The organism is Sphingomonas sp. CFBP 13603, from assembly GCF_014892665.1.
Lineage (GTDB): Bacteria > Pseudomonadota > Alphaproteobacteria > Sphingomonadales > Sphingomonadaceae > Sphingomonas.
Genome location: NZ_JADBIA010000008.1, coordinates 185,020 through 204,529, shown reverse-complemented (window position 1 = coordinate 204,529; position 19,510 = coordinate 185,020). Strand labels below are relative to the sequence as shown.

Genomic DNA, 19,510 nt, shown 5'->3' with positions numbered 1-19,510 from the left:
CGCTGACGCTGCTTCATCCCCACACTCCTCCTCCTCAAAGAATGAAGTGTTGCGACCACCCGTTGAACCCACCGAGGAAAGCGGCCCGTCCGCTATTGAGCAGTCAGATGGCGTTAGCGGACATCGGCTGACGCTGCGGCCTTTCTTAAAAAGGATCCTATTTCAAGAATCGAAGCTGCCTTGCGCCGTGTCGTAAAAGGGGTCCATCTTGCGACGTCCAGAACGTCCAAATTGCGGACGTAGCGGGCGTATGCCATGTCCTTGCATGAACGGGAGCTATCGATGTCGAGTTGGACCACGCGGCTGAAAAACCGGATGCCTCCACGACTACGGATGTTCTTCGCGAGGCTGTTTCTGCTGGTTGTCACCTGGCTTGCTGTGACCGGCGCGATCGAGATGATCCGAGGCAACGCTACCTTCAACCCGTTAGTCCTGATTGGCTTGGTTTTAGGATGCGCGTTGGCTGCTATCTTCAAACCTGTTCCGCTCGAATACCGTCAGCCTGCGGAATAGGCAGCTTGCAAGGTAACATCCGTCAGCCCCAAACCCGCTCGTTCCTGATGCAGAAATCAAGAGTTTTGCATCGGGCGGTTGCGCACGGGAAATAATCCGCTGACCCGTTTGCGTTCATAATCAGTCACTTGACGAAGCAGGGCGTACACCGGCAAGCAGCCAACGGTGTCGTGAGTAAAGGACGAAACAATGTTTTTAACATTGGCGCTGCTGCTAGCCGCACCGCAAGGATGCACTAATACAAAGCGAGAATGTCGCGCCTGCACGACTACTGATGGCAAGCAACGCTGCTCGAACCCCGGCATAGCATGTCAGCCTTTAACCCGCATATGTCGTCCGAAAAACGACGTGGCTGCAGCAGAGCGCCCTAAGACTACAAAGCCAGGCCACCGCTGATTTCACGCTCACGCTGGATGGACGAGGATGTGATTGACGCCTAGCATTGGCCACGGATTCTGGAGCCTAAGCGATGCTAATAGCGCGTTGGTTAGTTGCAGGCAGCTTGTTGGCCACCGCGCCCCTGCCCGCCCAAATCACACCGCCGCCACCTTCCGCACTGGCGATGCCGGGCCGCGATATAGTTGTCATCGGCAGCCGCATCCCTGACTTTGAGAAGCAACTCGAGGCATGTCTCGCGGAGCATTGCGCCCCTGACAAGGACATCGCGGCTACGCTTGCGCTGGCACAGGCTCAGTTCGAAGCCGGCACATATGATGCCGCACGTGCGTCGCTGCTGGCAGCAAGGCGCCGCAATGCGCGGTTCGCAAAGCAGTATCCGGTGGCGGTGGCTAATCTCCACCATGCCAATAGCGTGATGGCAGGGCATCTCGGCCTAGCCGACAGCGAATGGTCCAGCGCTCTCGACACGGTCAGCGCGATCAAGGCCGGCATGGCTGAAGACGATCCACGTGTGTTCCTGGAGCTGATCGAGCTTGGCGATGCCTTTGCTCGCGCTGGCCGGTTTAAAGGAAGCGAGATGCGATATGCGGGTATTGCCCGACGCGCGCACAAGCTCGGCCTTGTTGAGATCGAAGGCCTTGCTCTTTTACGGGCAGCCACGCTCAACACCCGCCTCGCTGAACAGAATCACGCGATGTTTGCCTCCTCGGCACGCCGGGCTATCGATGCGTTGATCGCGCGGCGCGAACCAGCGTTGCAGCCTTATCAAGTAGCCGCCCGGCAACTGAGCTTTTTGCTCGCCGCTCAGACGACCCTCGGCCCTGAACTGGATCGCCTGGTTGCGCGATATCCAAGGCAGCCCGCCGGAGCGCCTGCGCTGTTGTTATACGCCCCCGCCATTGCGCTGACCGCGTCTTTCCAAGGGTCTAGTAACCGCTACGACCCGAGCCCCGGCGCTGTTGCCATATTCAACGCCGGAATGCCGCCCGTGGCGATGGGTAGCTATGTCGGGCAATGGATCGATGTGGCCTATACGATCGGCACCGATGGGCGGATCAGCGAAGCGCACATCTCGCGGCATGGTGATCATGTAGCGTTGAAGGGGGATTGGGCCGAGCAGGTGGTCCGCGCGATATCTGTCCGTCGCTATGCCCCGCAAGTGCAGCCAAGCTATGGATGCGAACGCTATACCTTCACCGCGAACATGGTTGCGGTGACGGGGTCGCGCCTGATGGCCCGCGACCCAACGCCGCGTCTGGTTCGCGCGGATCTCGACCCGGAGACAAGCGCATCACCGACGGCGTCCAATCTCAAGCCAGCATCCTGAATCTTATCGTTCTTCATCTAACGATTTCTCCCGAATTGCAGGACTGCTCAAACACCGGGATAGCCTGCAGCCTTTAACCGAAAACACAGCAGTCACAGTTCCGCCCAACTCGGCTTGACACGATGCAAAAATCACGATTTTTGCATCAAAAGATATTCAGGATGGAAAAGGATTGCGGGCGGCCCCCTATCGCAATGCAGGCGCCTTGGTGGTCTCTAACATTGCAAGAACTTGATTCTTGCAGATGTTTAGGTTGAATATGACCGTTTGCCGGCTGTGGTCGTCGTTTGAGGCCGCGGTTGTCAGCTCAAGCCCCGTATATTCGCATGGCCCCGTCCAATATGTATCTTTTGAATGGGTCGTATGGTCCCCTACGGAATTGTTAGGCCTTTTATTAAAGTTAAGGATCTCGTAGCGCTTGGAATCATGGCGCAACTTCGTCTCGATTCGCGAGTCGTACGGAAACTCGTTCATGTGTCGTCTTGATCGACTTGGATCCCGCAGGCTGATAATCTTCCGGTCCGAGCAATTGACGAAGAGTAAGACCCCCATCTCATTTTTTTGCTGCGGCGCTGGCAGGGCAAGGAGACCAATGGCATCATCAGCAATCGAGGGTGCGCGGAGTTCGCATATCGATTCTCTCACGCTCCTCACGACCTTGCCGCTTTCGAGCGGGGGCGGGGCGACGGCTGCCGCTTGAAAAAACATAAGAGCAACGGCAAACATCATAGTCTCCGTTATCGGTCTGATGGCGGACATTAGCACTTAAGCCTCAACTGCCAAGTACGTTCAGCGAGATAGCGTGTTTTTCATCAATGCCGAATATTTGGCGATTCGCACCGGCCTAGCCTTCCCGAGAGTAACCCCTTAGCCGGACAGCGGCCCCACTTGATGAGGATGACAGCCGTCAGGTTTGTCCGCCTTCCCTAAAATTTGTCCCGATTGTTCTTCCTCAAATTGCTGCTGGAGATGAAACAAGTTAAGTCATCGTGCTGAACGAACGTCTGCAATCGGGAGGCCGGGGACTGGCCTTGAAAGGGCTACTTTGGGCGCTTTCTGCCGATCCCGCCCCTCCCGAAAAGGATCTAATTTTGGGAATGTCCGATCGCGGTCGGTCTATTTCCCTTCTAGTTGCCCCGTAGGACAGGCGGCGTGGAACGCATCAGGCTTCATCACGGCAAGGGTCTTGTTGAAGGCCGCGGCATATTGCGAGGCCGCTGCCCCGCACAATTCCTGGCCTCTCAGGCCGCGCGGCGGACCATGCCAGAGTGCCGGCAGGTATTCAAAGATTTGATCTCGGCCCTGACCTTGGTTTATAAATGCCGGCGAACAGCCCCTAATTCCGGGTACCGTCCGATAGATAACAACGCCGTTGGAAACTCCTGAGTAAAATCTAGGTTGTGACAAACCTGCGGCGGTCATTGCATCTTTGGCTCCATCCCGTTTCGAATAGTCAGCGACACAAGCTTTGGCGCTTCGTAGCTGGGCAATAACCGCTTTCTGTATTGCTGGTGACTGCCTCTCGAACCATGACTTTTGCTCAGGCGCTATCAACTGCGTGCGCTCTGATCTCAGACCTTGGGCTACCAGCGAACCGGCAAGGGTGGCCGACACGATCCCGATAAATGTCGGTGCGAACCGGTTCATCAAGCTCTCCTCAAGCGCCTGCTTCCAAGCTTGCTCCCATTGCGCTTAAACGTCCATCTCTGGGGCACTACGGACCGTTACCCGCTTTCCCAAAAACGAACGCCAATTGAGAAGCCTATGGCGTTCCCGATCGGGAACGCCAGCCAGGCAGTGCTCGTTACCGGGTGCTCTTCGGCGGAAGCTTGAACTTGACCCGCTGAACACAGCCTCGACGGCCTGAATCGCTTTCTACTACCCGCGCATTGGAAAGCGCATTGCGCGCGGTATCGCCGAACGCCTCGTCCGGTTCAGAACCTAGAACCCTTACGTTCCCTACCGCTCCCCATGGCGCCGTATCATAGCCAATTACGGCCGCCCCTTCGATTCCGCGGCGCCAGAACGCTCTGGGGTAGGCGCTTCCGTCGAGAAGACCCGGGATCGATTTGGGATCCACGATACAACCGGGCTGGTCTCCAGTATCCAGGGGCGTGTCTGGCACCGGTACGGGGGCCGCCAGGTTGGCGCTTCCGTTATGGTAGAAGTGATAGGTGCATCCGTGAAAACCCGCTCCCGGCTCATAGCGGTTGGCCAGCAAAGCTTCTCGGCCGGCTCGCTCGAGCCCTGTATCGCCGGACGTACCCAATGTCTGGACGTTGCCAGGCTTACCTGCGGCGTTCACGTCGAATGCCAGAAACACCCAAGATGGTCGGCGCGCCGGTTGCGACAGTTTTTCGAAGGCCGGCAGGTTAAGACGCCGGTACTGGCCTGGCTCGCGGGGGCAGTTTGAGTCTGCGGGGCGAACTCGTTCAAACAGGGCAGGCGCGAATCCTATGGAGTCCGGACGGCTCGCCAGTTCGTACAAATCCGGCATCGACGCCTTCTCGATCGGCGTGACCGATACCTTGAAGGACACGCTGCATTTTGCCTGCGGCATTCCGGTTGGAAAGCTCGAAGCCGCCAGCGCAGGGGCAAGATCGCTCGTGTCGACATACCAACCCGGCGATTCCGTCCTATCACGGCGGATCGTGCGGGCGCGCCCCTGCGCATCGATTACGAAGGAGAACCGATATGTGGGTGAGGGGCTTTCGGTAACGGCGGGACCGTAACGCGTTGCAACGGCTGTGAAAGGCCAAACGATGTTAGCGGCTACTATCGGCTCGCCTGAACAGGTGACATCGCTGGCGGTGAACGCAACGACCTCCGTCCGCTGTGTGGCGAACGGTACCGGAGGGGCAGGGACACTGAGCAGCGCGAGCAGCGCACCAGGCATGGCGTGATCTCCAAATTTACGACATCGATTATCCCGCTGGCGGCAACGTGCCTAGCGATCTCACCAATGAATAATCCTCGGCGAGCACAGATGATAGCCGGCCTGGAATTCCACTTTCTCAAAATATGTTCTCATTGTTCATTCTCATTGAACGCCAACTTTGTTGACTAGCTGAGAAGGGTCGAACCATGACGATCGACGACGCACTGCGCGCCTATGCCTCAGGACACCGTTCGGCCAAGGAAACGAAGGACCGTACCGGGCTGGGTTATGTTCAAGTCCTAGACGGCCTTGGCCGGCTAAACCTTCGCGTACCACCGCCCGCCTTCGACGGCCCCGACGGCGACGCGCTGCGTGAGAGCGCAGATCGCTTCGCCGCATTCCGAGGCAGGCGCCCTAACATGGCGGATTCCCCGCTGATGCTCATCGGATATGCCCGGGTCTCGACATCTGACCAGAATTTGACGTTGCAAACGGACGCTCTGACCGCTGCGGGATGCGAACGGATCTGCAGTGACAAGGCGAGTGGCGCGAAAACCGACCGTCCGGGTTTGTCAGAAGCGTTGAACGTCGCTCGCCGGGGAGACACGCTCGTCGTCTGGAAGCTCGACCGCCTTGGCCGTTCGATGAAGGGCCTTGTCGAACTGGCAGCTGACCTTGCTACCCGCGGTATCGAGTTACGGTCCCTAACCGACGGGATCGACACAGCGACGCCGACCGGCAGGTTGCTCTTTCACATTCTGGCGTCGATCGCAGAAATGGAGCGTGAGCTGATCCGCGAACGCACAATGGCCGGGCTACTGGCGGCCCGTCGCAAGAACGGGCCGGGCAGGGGGCGCAAGTCGGTCCTGACGCCAAAGAGGGCCACGGCTATGAAGCTGCTCGCTGCGGGCGATCGTCCCCGGGACGTAGCCGAGGCGATCGGCGTCTCGGTCGCAACCTTTTACAGGCATTTTCCGGCTGGTGGCAGCGAGCCGGGCCCTTGAAGACCCGCTACCTGCGCATCGTGCCCTTTAGTGGCCATGATCGCCGTCTGATGACCCTGGAGGCCCTGAGGACGCGCCTCCAGGGACGTAGACTGCATTTCCACAGGGGCTCGGCTCCCGTTTTCCGGGAAGCTATGCCATGGCTTATTCGGCTGCCGTTTCTTCGGTCTTGCGCTTGCGCGGAGCCGGGGTGGGCTTGGCGTCTGCCTTGGCTGCATTGGTTTGACCGGGCTTGCGACCCAGGCCAATGCTTTTCGCCATCGTGCGACGTGCTTCCGAATAGGTCGGAGCGACCATGGGGTAATCAGCCTTCAGGCCATAACGCTCACGATACTCCACTGGCGTCATGCCGTTAGTCGCAAGGTGGCGGCGCAGCGTCTTGTACGGCTTGCCATCGATCATGCTGATGATGTGATCGGGGCTGGCAAGCGACTTACGCGCCGTCACGGCCGGGGTGTATTCTTGAGCAGGTGCCTCGGGTTCAGCAGCCGTAGCGTTTCCGCCGACCAGTACCGAAACAGTTTCGTACATTTTGTTCAGGAAGGCCGGAACGTCGTCAGCATTGGTACGCGTGTTGGGGTTTGCTAACCACGCGATGGTCAATTCCGTGGCGAGCTCAACGGGGTTCAGATCGAGGGTAGTGTCAGACATAGCAGGGCTCCATTTCTGGAGGCGCATCTAGGTATTTGATTGGTTACTGGCAATCTTAGTTTACCCGAGGCCACATATTTAAGATTGGTGCATGGAAGGACCGGAAAATGCGGTGATCACAAATGGTTCGATATGCAGATCCTACTCACCGCCCACTTGATGTCGGGCCTGCTAGCAACGCGCCGCATCGGACGTTTAGTGGCACAGTAACGTACTTCTCCGCTTTGCATCTCGATCGTGGCGGACCGGTTGGTCCGGCTTCACTACTGGCCACGCCGGCCCGGCTTTGTATGACCGGAATGGTTGCTCACGAGGCACTCTGGTATGCGCCCATTTTTGCGACGGCGGGATTAGCTCGCGCTGATAGTTTCCTCGGTAGATTCGGGATGACATACCGCCGATCCTGCGCGTGAGGTATCAAGCTTGGGCGGATTGCAAATCTTTTTTGATCGCAAAAGGATTTGTTAGTCTTGTCAGCGGCATAGGCGCTGAACATGCTGGAACGACGAACCATCCGAGGCGCCGCCTTTCGCATCGGTCGCCGTGCCTCGCGTCTCGCGCAAAACGAGATAGGTCCGGGGCCGCAATTTGCATGTTCAGAAGCTCGCGCTCAATGCTTTGCTGACCTTGTTCAACCAGATGATGGGTTGACCAGCCTTAACGCTGTTTCCGAGATCGAACGAAAGTCGGGGCTACCGCAGTATATAGCTGGCCCCAAGGCCGTGATCATATTGCTCGTGCTGGCAGTGACACTTTGCCTTGGCACGCTCATCTACGTTCAACATGCCAACAGCCTCATCGTTGACCATGACATGCAGACGGCAGTCTCATTGAGCGAGCTTGCCGCGCGCTTCGACCACGAAGATGGCAACCTGTACCGCCTGCTGGTTGATGCGTCGGCTAACGGCCGCGCCGCTGACAGCACCCGACGCCTGATCAATATCCGCCATAGGATCAGTCAGATCAGCGCCGATCTGGCCAGGCAGCGGGAGGCGCTCGACCCTCGGGACATCACTCGTGCTACCCGGGTCGTTGCAGAGCTCGGCAAATATGATGAAGCGGTTGGAGTGGTGTCGTCGATGCTGGAAGTCGACTTCTCCACTAGCGTTGCCATGCTGCGCCCGTTTCGTGCCAATGCAGACCGTGTGCTGGCCGAGGTCAAGGCAATCGCAGCCTCCGGCATTGCCGATGCGCACCGTCATGCCGAGGATGCTGCGTGGCGGACGCGATGGCTTGTCGCATTAGTTACGGCTGCGGTGCTGATCGTCGCCGGCCTATCCTATGCTTGGCTCGCATTGGCAGCCGAACGTGGTGTCCAACTGACAGCGGAGATCACGCGCCGCGGTATCGCCGAGCAGGAGGCGCTGAAGCTCGCACGCACTGACGCGCTGACAGGTCTCGTTAACCGACGAGAGTTCGGTAACGCGCTTGAGATTGCCATTGACGCTGCCATGACCGCTGGCAGAGGATTATCAGTGGTGCTGCTTGATCTCGATGGCTTCAAAGATGCCAATGACATGCATGGACACGCTGCCGGCGACACGGTGCTCATGACGGTTGCACACCGACTGCATAGCGTCTGTGGGGATTATGCCACTATTGCGCGCCTGGGCGGGGACGAGTTTGCTATAATCGTGCCAGACGAAGGGAGCACAGGCGATGCCATGGCGTTGGCCTACCAAGCTAGTCACGTGCTTCATCAACCGCTCGCCTGGCGCAGTAACACGATTACGGTCGGTGCCAGCATCGGGGTCTCCCGCTTCCCGAATGATGGGGTCGCTGGGAGCGAGCTACTGCATGCCGCAGACATCGCGATGTATGAAGCCAAGCGGGGCAGCAAGGGCGGCGTCTGCCTATTTTCCCCTTCAATGGAAGCCGAGCGGTTCGAGCGCCGACGCATGGAGCAGGAATTGCGCGATGGTATTGGCCGCAGCGAAGTAAAGCCGTTCTATCAGCCAATCGTCCGTTTCTCAGATGGGGGGCTATGCGGCTTTGAGATTCTGGCGCGCTGGCATCATCCTCGTCTCGGGCTACTAGCGCCTGACGCCTTTATCAGACTTGCCGATAGCACTGGCCAGATAACGGCGATGACCAATTCGATCCTGCGACAGGCGTGTATTGATGCGCGCCAGATCCCCGCTCACTTGCGTTTGGCTTTGAACATTTCGCCGACCCAGTTCGAAGAACCGGGACTGGCCGAGGCACTGATCGCCATCATCCTCGCTGAAGGCGTCTCGCCATCGCGTTTTGAGATCGAGATTACCGAGGATGCGGTGATGGATGACATCGTCGCGGCCGAACGTGTGCTGGCAACCTTCCGCCAAAGCGGGATATCCGTGGCACTGGATGATTTCGGTACTGGGTATTCCAGCCTATCCAACCTGCGACGCCTCCGGTTCGACAAGATCAAAATCGACCAAAGTTTCGTCACATCGCTCACTGACAGCGTCGAGAGCGAGAAGATTGTCGATGCGATCATCTCGCTGGCGCTCAGCTTCGGCATGAAGGTTACGGCCGAGGGTATCGAGGACGCGGCGGTAGCAGCGATGCTCTCACTAAAGGGATGTACCCAGGGGCAGGGTTACTTATTCGGCAAACCGGCATCATTCACTGAAACTGTCCGATTGTTCAGCACAGCCTGTCAGGTGGCCGCCTGAGCAAAAACAGGTGCCGTCCATAGGTTTCGAAAAGACATAGCCACAGGCCAGAACGGTTCATTCGATCCGCCGCCACATTCCCGGCGGGTATTAACCACTGGCACACACCCCGTTGCTATCCGGCGGGACAAACGATCGGGATACGTGTGAAACATCTATCTTTCCTCGCGGGGCCAGTCCTCGTCACTAGCATGATTTGGCCAGCGGCGACGGCCCCGTCGGCTGTTCTCAACGTCCCCGTTGCCGCCCGTATCATATCATTCGTTCAACCATCGCCTGTCGGACTGGTACCGGTCGGCATTGTTTATCAGCCCGGCAACGCTGCCTCGGAGGCGGAGGCGTCTGACATGGAGCGCATGTTGACTGGTGGCTTCACGCTGGGCCGTGCGACGCTCCGCACGCGGCGGGTGGCAGTGAGTAACCTAGGCCAGCTGACTGGCACGAAGGCTGCGTTCGTTACCACGGGTCTACGCGCGCACCAGGACGAAGTGGCCGCAGCTGCCAGCGCGCAATCTATTTTGACAATCACCGCCGACGCTGGCTGCGTCGTGGCGGGAAAATGCATTGTGGGCATCAGCGGAGCGAGCAAAACACAGATCATCGTGAATAAGGCTGCGGCGCGTCGAAGCGGTATCAGGTTTGGGTCCGCTTTCCTCATGCTCGTCAAGGAAATCTGATCATGGGGCGCCTTCTTACCCTTGTGGTCGCCACCGCAATCGGTGCGATTGTACCCACCGGGCTCGATGCACAGATCGTCGACTATGCTGCGTTGGGTGACGCCTTCGGTGAGCCGATTACGACCAGCGTGACTGGCAAGCCTCAGCGAGCGTCTGAAGCTCCCGCCTCAATTACTATTATTACGCATGACGAGATCGAGCGGTCACCAGCCCGCAGTGTACCGGATCTCTTGAAGGCTTATGCCGGAATTGATGTCAATCGCTGGACCGCGGGCCAGAGTGACGTTGCCGTTCGCGGCGGTGTCCAGACCTATAACGCCAGGCTACTTGTTCTAGTCGACGGGCGACAGGTCTATCTTGATCATTACGGCATGACAAACTGGAACCTACTTGGTGTGCAGCTCAATGACATCCAGCAGATCGAGTTGGTCCGAGGTCCTGCTACTGCGCTGTTTGGCTTCAATGCCGCCAGTGGTGTCGTCAACATCATCACCACTAACGCTGGTTCAGATCCGCATCTTGGTGCAACTGCAGAACTTGGTACCCATAGTTATGCCCGCATTGGCGGATCGTTCACCATACCTGTTAGCCCAACTATCGGCTTGAAGGTAACTGGCGGACATCAAAAGGAAGACGAGCGCGCGATCCCAGGCGCACTTTACCAGCCGCCACGTACATTGGGCATCTATGCCGATCAGGTGAGCGCGACGCTGGCAATTCAGGCTGGCGCCTCAACCTCCATCGAACTTAATGGTGGGCTGACCGGCAACCGGCAACTGGAATTCTTGCCGAGCCAGATTCTGACCGAGCAACGGTTCCGCAATCAGACCGCCGGACTACAGGTGAACCACGACACCAACTGGGGCAATCTCTCTGGCCGCGTCTACACTAATTGGTTGCAGGCGGACTATGGGATTACCACGCCCATTTCTGACCCCTACAGCAGCGTTGCCGATCTTCGTACGAGCAACCGCATCACCGTGATGTCCGCGTCGGCGCTCGTTAGAATAAGCGCGGCAGACACCCTTCGAATTGGTACCGAATACCGCAACAACCAGCTCGGCTCCGACAGTCTGTTTTCACATCGCATTGGTTATCAGGTTGCAGCGGTCAGCGGAATGATCGACATTCGTCCGCTTGCCCGCCTCTCGCTGACGGGCGCTTTGCGGCTCGATCATCTTTGGTTGGGTCAGGGGGGGGCGCCGGCAGCACCTCAGATTGATCCTGCCTCAGCCTATAACCGCACGATTACGCCGGTCAGCTTCAACGCCGCTGCAACCATCCAGGTCAGCGAAAATGGCCGGTTCCGGGTTAACGGCGGACGTGGCCTGCAGTTGCCATCGCTGATCGGCTTTGGCCTACGCGTGACCGTTCCGGCGCCTGAAGTTCCGATCCCGGTATATCTAACTGGCGATCCCCGTCTTGCTCCAGTCACCGTCTGGAGTGCAGAGACGAGCTATTCGCATAGCTTGGCGTCAGGCCTAAGGTTTGATGCATCCCTCTTTTATACCCGGACCGACAAGTTGATCGCCTCGCCAGGGGGGTCTGTTGATGTAACGGTAGTGCTGACACCGGAACCGATCGCCGTCACTCGGTTTGCCAACGTGGGAAATTTTGAAAGCTACGGCGTTGAGCTGTCAGCGTCCGGTAAGATCGCGACCAACTTCGGTTGGTCATTTAACTACAATGTGACCCGGGTGGATGAGAACATCCCGGCCAACCGTAATACCACCTTCTATGCTCTCTTTCCTAAGGCGGCCACACCGCAGCATCGGGCCAATCTGAGCCTCGATTATGCCGCAGGTGGATGGTCAGCGACCACATTGGCGCATCTCACAAGCGCCAGTCGCCAAAGCAGTTTTCTTCCGTCGACAGAATTGGCGATGATACGCGTACCGGCAGCCATTACGGTCGACGCTAAAATTGCCCGGATGCTAACACCAAGGGTGTCGATCCATGTGGCAGGAGAAAACTTGACACAGGCTCGTGGTGCTTACGGCTCTCCAATACCGGCCGATCGTCGACTTAGATTGGGAGTAAGTGCTAAGATATAAGCTAAATACGTAGCTGGTTGCATGATGAATGGTCGGAAGGGCGACGGTTTCGCTCCCCATCGATCGACGTTCTTGATCATCACCCCACCTGTTCGAAACCACATGATTGTCGTCAGCCATCAGATCCGGCGACCGGGGGCGCCCGAATCTATGTGTGGCACAGGCGAAAAACCCTATCGCTTTGTCCGAGTGTACGGAAACCAAAATCCAGAGATTTTTCCGTCACCGACAAAAAGGGCGGGAGGTCATTACGCTCCGCGTCAATCCGGGTATACCCTGAATGCGCATACGACGCGGTACACAATCACCGTTCAATCAGGGTCGTTATCATAGATATTGAACAGTCTGTGTCGCAGGTCTAAAGCCTGACTGAACAGTTGGGGCAGTCATGACGTTTTTTGGTTACGCGCGCGTATCTACCTTGGAACAAGACCTAGGCATTCAGGAGGCGGCATTGCGCGCTGCCGGATGCCAAACGATCCGGTCTGAGAAGAAGTCCGGGACTGAGCGGAGCGGGCGCACCGAACTGCAGGTACTGCTCGATTTTTTGCGAAAGGGTGACACGCTCGTCATTACCCGAATAGACCGGCTTGCGCGATCAATGAAGGATTTGCAGGACATCGTCCATGAGCTGAAGGGCAGGGGCGTCTCGCTTAAAGCAACCGAGCAACCGATCGACACCAGCACTGCAGCAGGCAAGGCGTTCCTCGATATGCTTGGCGTGTTTGCAGAGTTCGAAACGAACTTGCGGCTCGAACGCCAGATGGAAGGAATTCAGGCGGCCAAGGCTCGCGGAGTATATAAGGGCGGTAAGGCTCGCATCGATCCAGACGCCGTACGGAAGCTGATGGCGGACGGAGTTAAGCCCGCCCAAATCGCTCGACAGCTCGGCATCTCCCGCGGCACCGTTTACCGGTACATACCAAAGCCCCCTGAAGCTTCAGCCTAACAGCAACGAACTAGGGTTCTCGACGAGCAGATTGGCAGCTACCGCAATCCAAAGGAACGGCGTGCGTATGACGGCTATCGGAACACGGATTAACGAAACTGGTACGCTGCTTCGCGAAGGCGGGGCATTTTATCTTCGTCGGGATCTTGGAGGCCGTTACGAGCTCGAACTTCACCGCACGCCTGTCGACCTAGTTGAGAAGCGAGTGCGGCTACTAGGCACGCTTGTCGGCCTGGATCTGGTAAACGCGGACGGCGTAGCACCTGCGTGAGAGGCTCGAGAGTGATTCTCGCACCAGCCCTTTATTTACTAGGTCAAAATTAAGAATATACATAATCAGGATGCCCGCATTGGGCTGGAGGCTTTTAGGTGCGGCTAGTCGGAAATACGGGAAGTGAGAGAACTTTCGAGATTTTGAAGAAATTTAAGGGCGCGGCGCTCAACGTCCTTACTGACCAAATATCAATTTTCGGGGCGCATTCTGCGCTTGAAGGTGGTCCTCAAGCGCTTAGACGCCTCCTGCTGGGCGCAACTACGGATACACTTCTTAGTGGGGACGACGGCGATCGGATCCGCCGTAATCGCCTTCAGAGCCGGGCAATGTCTGGCGCGCTCGCACGAGCGCTCGCGGCTGCGGAAATTCGACAGACGCGCCTGCCCCCTGCGCAAGCAGTGCTTTTGACCCCGCGAGGGGCCATTATCGGCAATTGCACCCTGACCACCGGCGGTCTCGGCCTTTCTCCACAATCCCGGCTTGGATTTGTGCAGCAGACGGAGAACGAAGTGGAGCTGGGCATGGTCACCCAGTGGTTTGAAACAGAATGGAACGCGGCGAACCCGGAAGGGCCAGCAGTTGCAGCTCTGAACGATGCCGTTACTGCCGCCGCATCCGATCACGCGCCTGCCGCCGTCTACACGCAAGCGTTGAACCAGCTCTTTGCCGAGATGGAGTCCGGCACAGATGAGTCGCGCATCGTCGACCCCGCTACTGGGATACGCGAGACTCAGATTTGGTCGAAGCTCTATCGCTTTCAGAAAGATGGCGTCATCGGCGCGATCGATAAACTGCAACGCTTCGGTGGTTGCATCATCGCTGACAGTGTTGGCCTTGGCAAAACCTTCGAGGCGCTGGGCGTCATCAAATATTTCGAGTTGCGCAATGCACGGGTGCTTGTCCTCGCTCCGAAGCGCCTGCGTGAGAATTGGACGCTTTGGACGCGCAATGACGTCCGCAACATGCTTGCCGCTGACCGCTTCGCCTTTGATGTGTTGAACCATACTGATCTGTCGCGCGAAGGTGGCCAGTCCGGCGATATCGACCTAGGCAACATAAACTGGGCAAATTACGACTTGGTCGTCATCGACGAGAGCCATAATTTCCGTAACCGCCCCGGCGGTAAAGGCGATCGAGAGAGCCGGTATGACAAGCTGCTTAACGCCGTTGTAAAGGCCGGCGTGAAGACGCGTGTGTTAATGCTGTCAGCTACCCCGGTGAACAACCGCCTAAATGACCTCAAAAACCAGATTGCCTTCGCTACTGAGGGGCACGACCAGGCTCTGGCCGGACACGGCATTGCAAGCATCGCTGGGACCATCCGTATCGCGCAGGGCCAGTTTAACCGCTGGCAGCAACTCCCGGAAGCGGTTCGAACACCCGCCAAACTGCTTGAGATGCTGGGTTTCGATTATTTTCGGCTGCTCGACCTGCTCACTATCGCGCGCAGCCGCAAGCATATCGAGCGTTACTACGGTACCGCCGAAACCGGAACTTTTCCTGAAAAGCTGGCACCGACGAACATCAAGTCGGACGTCGACCTCACTGGCTCATTCCCAGCGATCGTCGAAGTTAACAACGAAATCCGCCGGCTGAAGCTAGCAGCCTTCGCGCCGCTCCGCTATGTTCTGGAGGACCGCCGTCCGGCCTACGAGCGACGCTACAATCAGGATGTTGCTGGCGCTGGGGGCGGCGCCAGCGTGTTCCGCCAGCTTGACCGCGAGGAAAGCCTGACTGCGCTGCTGCGGGTTAATTTGCTCAAGCGCATGGAGAGTTCAGTCCATGCCTTTGCGCTAACGATCGGCCGTCAGCTTGAGGTGGTTGAAGCGTTGATCGCTCGCATCGACGTCCATGACGACAGCGTAACCGCGCCTTCGATCGACGATTTGGATGATGACGATCCTGCCTTCGATCAGCTCGGAGTAGGACGCAATGTTCGCGTCCTACTGAGTGATGCAGACCTAGTTCGCTGGCGTCAGGATCTAGCGGAAGATCGAGATCGGCTCGCGCGCCTCCACGCACAGGCGCAAAGCGTCACCGCGGAACGCGACGCCAAACTCGCCGACTTGAAGGAGCTAATCGCTGCCAAACTTGCCGATCCATTCAACCCCGGAAACTCGAAGCTGCTGGTCTTCACCGCCTTCGCAGATACTGCCGCCTACCTCTATGAGGAATTGCGTGCTGAATATCCGCGTCGCATGGCGCTGGTAACGGGATCGGGTCGCAACAAGACGACTCACCCGAAGCTGACCGCCGACCTCGGCTCGATCCTCACCGCCTTCGCGCCTCGCGCCCGGTCGCGCCCCGAAACGTTGGCTGACGAGGAGGAGATCGACCTGATCATAGCCACCGACTGCATCTCCGAAGGCCAGAACCTGCAGGATTGCGACTGCGTTGTGAATTACGACATCCACTGGAACCCAGTCCGCATCGTGCAGCGCTTCGGCCGCATCGATCGCCTTGGCTCACCCAACGCTATCATTAAGCTCGTCAACTTTTGGCCGAACATGGACCTGGACAGCTACATCGGCCTGGAGCGTAGCGTGTCGGGCAAGATGATGCTTCTCGACGTTTCGGCAACGGGCGAGGAAAACCTGATCGAGGCGCAAGCGGGCAATCAGATGAACGATCTGGAGTATCGCCGCCAGCAGCTCGAAACGCTGCAATCACGCGTCGTCGATCTGGAGGATCTGTCCTCGGGCGTATCCATTACTGATCTGACGCTCAATGACCTGCGGCTGGATCTGGCCCGAATGTCGCCCGACCAGCGCGTAATCCTAAGCAAGCAGCTGCTCGGCACCTACTCGCCCATCTTTGCTAGCGATGATTTTCCGCCCGGCGCGCTGTTCGTCCTGCGTGCAGCAACGCCTTCGGCCGAGCGGTCGATTGCGAAGGGGGATCCGCTGTTCCCGCACGCTTTGATCTACGTCGGTGCTGAGGATCACATCATCCTGCCGCACAGCCAACCTAAGCGGATGCTGGACCTGCTGCGCCTCGCCGCCGCGACACCGGCGGACCGACAGGCTGAAGCCTGGATGCGCTTCGATGGCGAGACTCATGGGGGCGACGCGATGGAAACATGGCAAGCATTGCTCGCCGCGGCCATTCGTGGCGTCACCGGCAAAGCTGAGGAGCGCGCAGTCGAAAGCCTGTTCACGACCGGCGGAATCGAGGGATCGGGCGGCGAGAGCGGACTGGACGATTGGGAGGTCGTCTGCTGGCTGGCGATCCTTCCCCCCGCATGACGATCACGCCGGCCGATGTCCGGGCCGCGCTCGCGCTTCCCCCGATGGGGACACCGGCGCGGCGTTTGCCGAAGGAGGTGTTGGCGCAGCACGGCGCGGCCAATACCGCTGATCGCAAGCTGATCGACAGCACGATCGAGCGGCTGGATTGGTGGGCGACGCTATCACCGGGCACGGTCGGGGTTGCGGCGGACAACGATGGTGAGCGGCCTGTCCCGGCTATCCAGTTGCTGGCTATGACCGCCCGGGTCGAACCAACCCAGCGGCTACTCACGCTGGTTCATCGCGCGATCCCAGTGCCTATCATTCTTGCTACGGCACTGCCGGGGAACGCCGGCACCCGCTTGAGCGTCGCGCCGCTACGGCGAGCCGAGCGCGTTGCCGACCAGATGGTCGTTGAGCGGCTTATCGTTGCGCCTGATCTCGCAGCGCATGCCGATACGGCAACCACTGCCTTCCTGGGCAGCCTCGCACTACCCGCTTTGCCGCAAACCACGCTTGCGGCCCTTTATGGCGGGCTGATCGAACGGGTTGAGGCACTCGCAGTCGCGCACATGACCGAAGCGCCATTCCAGTGTCTCACTGATCCAGCGTCGGTGATGGCACGGCGCAACGCACTGGACCGCTACCGGCTGGCTGAAGCCGAATGGCTCGCCACCCGCTCAGCAGCAAAGCGGGAAAATCGACTGGCGGAACAGGTCGTGCTTGGCAATCAGGCGCGTGCGCTTAAGGATAGGCTTCAGGCCATCGCGGGGGAGCTGGCCGACGCTCCCATGCTTGCCCATAGTGTTTTCAAAGAGATGCGCGCCGATGGCGTGCGCGGAGATAAAGTGTGACTGACGCCAACGACCCCATCCCGCAGATCACCCGCGAAGATGAAGCGGCAAGCAGCGGTGATCTTGTCACGGACAATGTCACACGGTTGAAGGCACTGTTTCCGGAGATCGTCACAGACGGCAAGGTCAACTTTGACGTTCTTCGGGACCTACTCGGCGATGCAATGGAAGATGGTGAGGAGCGCTACGGCCTCAATTGGAAGGGAAAGCGCCGGGCTCGCGCATTTGCGCTGACACCCAGCCTAGGGACACTTCGTCCTGCGCCAATGGACAGCATCGACTGGGCTAAAACGCAAAATCTCGTCGTTGAGGGTGACAACTTAGAAGTTCTGAAGCTGCTTCGCCGATCGTATGCGGGGAAGGTAAAGTTAATATACATCGATCCCCCGTATAATACCGGTACAGATTTTGTATATCCTGACAACTATAAGCAGCCACTTAGTGGCTACCTGTCGATTACGGGACAGTCTGGTGACGAAGGGGAGTTACTGAGCAGTGATCCAGAGTCGGCAGGCCGATTCCATACCGACTGGTTGAATATGATCTACCCGCGGCTATTGCTCGCCAAGGAGTTCCTGCGCGATGATGGCCTAATATTGGTGAACATCGATGACGTAGAAATTGGGAACCTCTACGCAGTGATGTCCGAGATTTTTGGCGAAGAGAATGCGATTGGTGCTCTGATCTATGAGCGAAATCGCAAGAACGATGCAAAGTACTTTTCCGTCGGACACGAGTATCTGCTGTGTTTTTTCAAGAGAGAGGCACGAGTATCTGAACTCGAAACACGTTTTCGTGGTTTGAAGGATGGTGTTGATGAGCTTCGAGACGTATTCGATAAATCACGTTCACATCATGGCGATGCTTGGGATCTAGTAAGAGAGGATATATTGGAGTTTTATCGCTCCATACCTGACGATGATACGCGTCAACCACTTACGAGATTTCGAAAAGTCGACGAGCGTGGCCCCTACCGCGATGACGGCAATATAAATTGGCCGGGGGGTGGTGGGCCTAGGTATGAGGTACTTCACCCTGAGACCGGAAAACCAGTTAAGTTGCCCGTGAGCGGTTGGAGATATCCCACCTTGAACCGTTTCTGGGAGGAGGTCGAAAAGGGACGGATCGTATTTGGCCCGGACGAAATTACAGTTCCGAGGGTTCGCTCAAACATCTTCGAAAATCGCGAGCAAGTGATGACGAGCGTGCATTTTAGCTATGCTCAAAATTCTACGAACGAGCTTGTCTCGCTGTTTGATGGAGCTCGAGTATTTGATAACCCAAAAGGTATATCAGACATCACGAAGCTCATAGAGTACGTCACAGACCGTGAAGATATCGTCATGGATTTCTTCGCCGGATCGGGAACCACGGCGCACGCTGTAATGCGCCAGAATGCCTTGGACGACGGCTCCCGTCGATATGTCCTTGTCCAAATTCCAGAGATTGTGGAACCGTCTCGAAGCAAGCAATCTGCCGCTGCAGAGTTTCTTGAAGCTGCCGGACTGCCCCTAAACATTGCCGAACTCACGAAGGAACGGCTGCGCCGTGCCGGCGCGAAAGTTCGCGAGGAGCACCCTGACGCTAGGATCGATACTGGCTTTCGCGTTTACAAGCTTGACACGTCGAACCTGAAACCTTGGCAACCGGACGCCGAGGATCTGGAGGCAAGCATTCTAGATGCAGTCGACAATGTCCTACCCGGCCGGAGCGAAGACGATCTGTTGGTCGAGCTGCTGCTCAAGACCGGCATCGATCTTACACTGCCTGAAGAGAAGCAGAGCATTGCGGGCAAGGCGGTCTATGCGCTGGGTGGCGGTACGTTGATGGTATGCCTGGGCAACATCAGCGCGAATGATACCGAGGCGCTCGGTATGGGACTGGCGGACTGGGCGGATAAGCTCGATCCGGTCCAGACCACCATCTATTTCAAAGACACCGGCTTAGGCGCTGACGGTAACCGCGCGGCGACTAAGGCCAACCTCGCGGCGATCCTGCGCCAGCGGCTTGGCGATCGCATCGCCAAAATTGCCAGCATTTGATCGG

At 57.8% G+C, this 19,510-nt stretch carries 15 protein-coding genes; 11 read left to right on the top strand and 4 right to left on the bottom strand.

Annotated elements, in window-relative coordinates:
• The first annotated feature begins 282 nt into the window (after nucleotides 1-282).
• Together IFR23_RS13830 and IFR23_RS13825 are read left to right on the top strand one after the other, a co-directional pair.
• Nucleotides 283-513: a hypothetical protein gene (locus IFR23_RS13830; protein ID WP_192976420.1), complete on the top strand. Its 231-nt coding sequence runs from the start codon at nucleotides 283-285 to the stop codon at nucleotides 511-513.
• Between the two features lie 562 nt (nucleotides 514-1,075).
• A complete protein-coding gene (locus IFR23_RS13825; RefSeq protein WP_192976419.1) occupies nucleotides 1,076-2,239 on the top strand; it encodes a hypothetical protein in 1,164 nt (387 codons plus the stop codon).
• A gap of 186 nt (nucleotides 2,240-2,425) precedes the next feature.
• On the opposite strand, the gene IFR23_RS13820 is transcribed toward IFR23_RS13825, so the two are convergent.
• The 3 genes from IFR23_RS13820 to IFR23_RS13810 form a co-directional block, all read right to left on the bottom strand.
• On the bottom strand, nucleotides 2,426-2,968 hold the full coding sequence (locus tag IFR23_RS13820) for a hypothetical protein (RefSeq protein ID WP_192976418.1): 543 nt from the start codon (nucleotides 2,966-2,968) through the stop codon (nucleotides 2,426-2,428).
• Between the two features lie 387 nt (nucleotides 2,969-3,355).
• Complete coding sequence (locus tag IFR23_RS13815) at nucleotides 3,356-3,886, bottom strand: hypothetical protein (protein ID WP_192976417.1); 531 nt, start codon at nucleotides 3,884-3,886, stop codon at nucleotides 3,356-3,358.
• 157 nt (nucleotides 3,887-4,043) lie between these two features.
• A complete protein-coding gene (locus IFR23_RS13810; protein ID WP_192976416.1) occupies nucleotides 4,044-5,135 on the bottom strand; it encodes a TonB family protein in 1,092 nt (363 codons plus the stop codon).
• A 419-nt stretch (nucleotides 5,136-5,554) separates the two neighbouring features.
• On the opposite strand from IFR23_RS13810, the gene IFR23_RS13805 reads away from it, so the two are divergent.
• Nucleotides 5,555-6,121, top strand: a complete 567-nt coding sequence (locus tag IFR23_RS13805) for a recombinase family protein (RefSeq protein ID WP_107956072.1) — start codon at nucleotides 5,555-5,557, stop codon at nucleotides 6,119-6,121.
• A 144-nt stretch (nucleotides 6,122-6,265) separates the two neighbouring features.
• On the opposite strand, the gene IFR23_RS13800 is transcribed toward IFR23_RS13805, so the two are convergent.
• Nucleotides 6,266-6,772, bottom strand: coding sequence for a MucR family transcriptional regulator (locus IFR23_RS13800; protein ID WP_056413502.1), 507 nt, complete (start codon nucleotides 6,770-6,772; stop codon nucleotides 6,266-6,268).
• A gap of 494 nt (nucleotides 6,773-7,266) precedes the next feature.
• Here IFR23_RS13800 and IFR23_RS13795 point away from each other — a divergent pair, with 494 nt between their 5' ends.
• The 8 genes from IFR23_RS13795 to IFR23_RS13765 all read left to right on the top strand — a co-directional run bounded on the left by IFR23_RS13795 (nucleotide 7,267) and on the right by IFR23_RS13765 (nucleotide 19,506).
• The gene (locus IFR23_RS13795; protein WP_192976415.1) at nucleotides 7,267-9,429 is read left to right on the top strand and encodes a putative bifunctional diguanylate cyclase/phosphodiesterase; all 2,163 of its coding nucleotides are present in this window, start codon (nucleotides 7,267-7,269) and stop codon (nucleotides 9,427-9,429) included.
• A 347-nt stretch (nucleotides 9,430-9,776) separates the two neighbouring features.
• Entirely contained in the window at nucleotides 9,777-10,106 is a 330-nt protein-coding gene (locus tag IFR23_RS13790; protein ID WP_162236997.1) for a YfiR family protein, read from the top strand.
• A 2-nt stretch (nucleotides 10,107-10,108) separates the two neighbouring features.
• Nucleotides 10,109-12,160: a TonB-dependent receptor plug domain-containing protein gene (locus IFR23_RS13785; RefSeq protein ID WP_192976414.1), complete on the top strand. Its 2,052-nt coding sequence runs from the start codon at nucleotides 10,109-10,111 to the stop codon at nucleotides 12,158-12,160.
• A gap of 388 nt (nucleotides 12,161-12,548) precedes the next feature.
• Entirely contained in the window at nucleotides 12,549-13,109 is a 561-nt protein-coding gene (locus IFR23_RS13780; RefSeq protein WP_192976413.1) for a recombinase family protein, read from the top strand.
• 67 nt (nucleotides 13,110-13,176) lie between these two features.
• A complete protein-coding gene (locus IFR23_RS20305) occupies nucleotides 13,177-13,380 on the top strand; it encodes a DUF5818 domain-containing protein (protein ID WP_244655690.1) in 204 nt (67 codons plus the stop codon).
• 329 nt (nucleotides 13,381-13,709) lie between these two features.
• Nucleotides 13,710-16,628 (top strand): DEAD/DEAH box helicase, encoded by a 2,919-nt coding sequence (locus IFR23_RS13775; RefSeq protein WP_197978447.1) that lies wholly within the window; start codon nucleotides 13,710-13,712, stop codon nucleotides 16,626-16,628.
• A complete protein-coding gene (locus IFR23_RS13770) occupies nucleotides 16,625-17,464 on the top strand; it encodes a DUF4391 domain-containing protein (protein WP_192976411.1) in 840 nt (279 codons plus the stop codon). The genes IFR23_RS13775 and IFR23_RS13770 overlap by 4 nt, the downstream gene beginning before the upstream one ends.
• Nucleotides 17,461-19,506 carry a DNA methyltransferase gene (locus tag IFR23_RS13765; RefSeq protein WP_192976410.1) on the top strand — a complete coding sequence of 682 codons (2,046 nt, stop codon included), beginning with the start codon at nucleotides 17,461-17,463 and terminating at the stop codon, nucleotides 19,504-19,506. Before IFR23_RS13770 ends, IFR23_RS13765 begins: the two co-directional genes overlap by 4 nt.
• Nucleotides 19,507-19,510: the final 4 nt, after the last annotated feature.

Coding starts and splice junctions, on each gene's coding strand:
- IFR23_RS13780 (WP_192976413.1), top strand. CDS start 12,549: ATGACGTTTTTTGGTTACGCGCGCGTATCTACCTTGGAACAAGACCTA.
- IFR23_RS13820 (WP_192976418.1), bottom strand. CDS start 2,968: ATGATGTTTGCCGTTGCTCTTATGTTTTTTCAAGCGGCAGCCGTCGCC.
- IFR23_RS13795 (WP_192976415.1), top strand. CDS start 7,267: ATGCTGGAACGACGAACCATCCGAGGCGCCGCCTTTCGCATCGGTCGC.
- IFR23_RS13830 (WP_192976420.1), top strand. CDS start 283: ATGTCGAGTTGGACCACGCGGCTGAAAAACCGGATGCCTCCACGACTA.
- IFR23_RS13775 (WP_197978447.1), top strand. CDS start 13,710: ATGTCTGGCGCGCTCGCACGAGCGCTCGCGGCTGCGGAAATTCGACAG.
- IFR23_RS13770 (WP_192976411.1), top strand. CDS start 16,625: ATGACGATCACGCCGGCCGATGTCCGGGCCGCGCTCGCGCTTCCCCCG.
- IFR23_RS13815 (WP_192976417.1), bottom strand. CDS start 3,886: ATGAACCGGTTCGCACCGACATTTATCGGGATCGTGTCGGCCACCCTT.
- IFR23_RS13800 (WP_056413502.1), bottom strand. CDS start 6,772: ATGTCTGACACTACCCTCGATCTGAACCCCGTTGAGCTCGCCACGGAA.
- IFR23_RS13810 (WP_192976416.1), bottom strand. CDS start 5,135: ATGCCTGGTGCGCTGCTCGCGCTGCTCAGTGTCCCTGCCCCTCCGGTA.
- IFR23_RS13825 (WP_192976419.1), top strand. CDS start 1,076: ATGCCGGGCCGCGATATAGTTGTCATCGGCAGCCGCATCCCTGACTTT.
- IFR23_RS13790 (WP_162236997.1), top strand. CDS start 9,777: ATGGAGCGCATGTTGACTGGTGGCTTCACGCTGGGCCGTGCGACGCTC.
- IFR23_RS20305 (WP_244655690.1), top strand. CDS start 13,177: ATGACGGCTATCGGAACACGGATTAACGAAACTGGTACGCTGCTTCGC.
- IFR23_RS13785 (WP_192976414.1), top strand. CDS start 10,109: ATGGGGCGCCTTCTTACCCTTGTGGTCGCCACCGCAATCGGTGCGATT.
- IFR23_RS13805 (WP_107956072.1), top strand. CDS start 5,555: ATGCTCATCGGATATGCCCGGGTCTCGACATCTGACCAGAATTTGACG.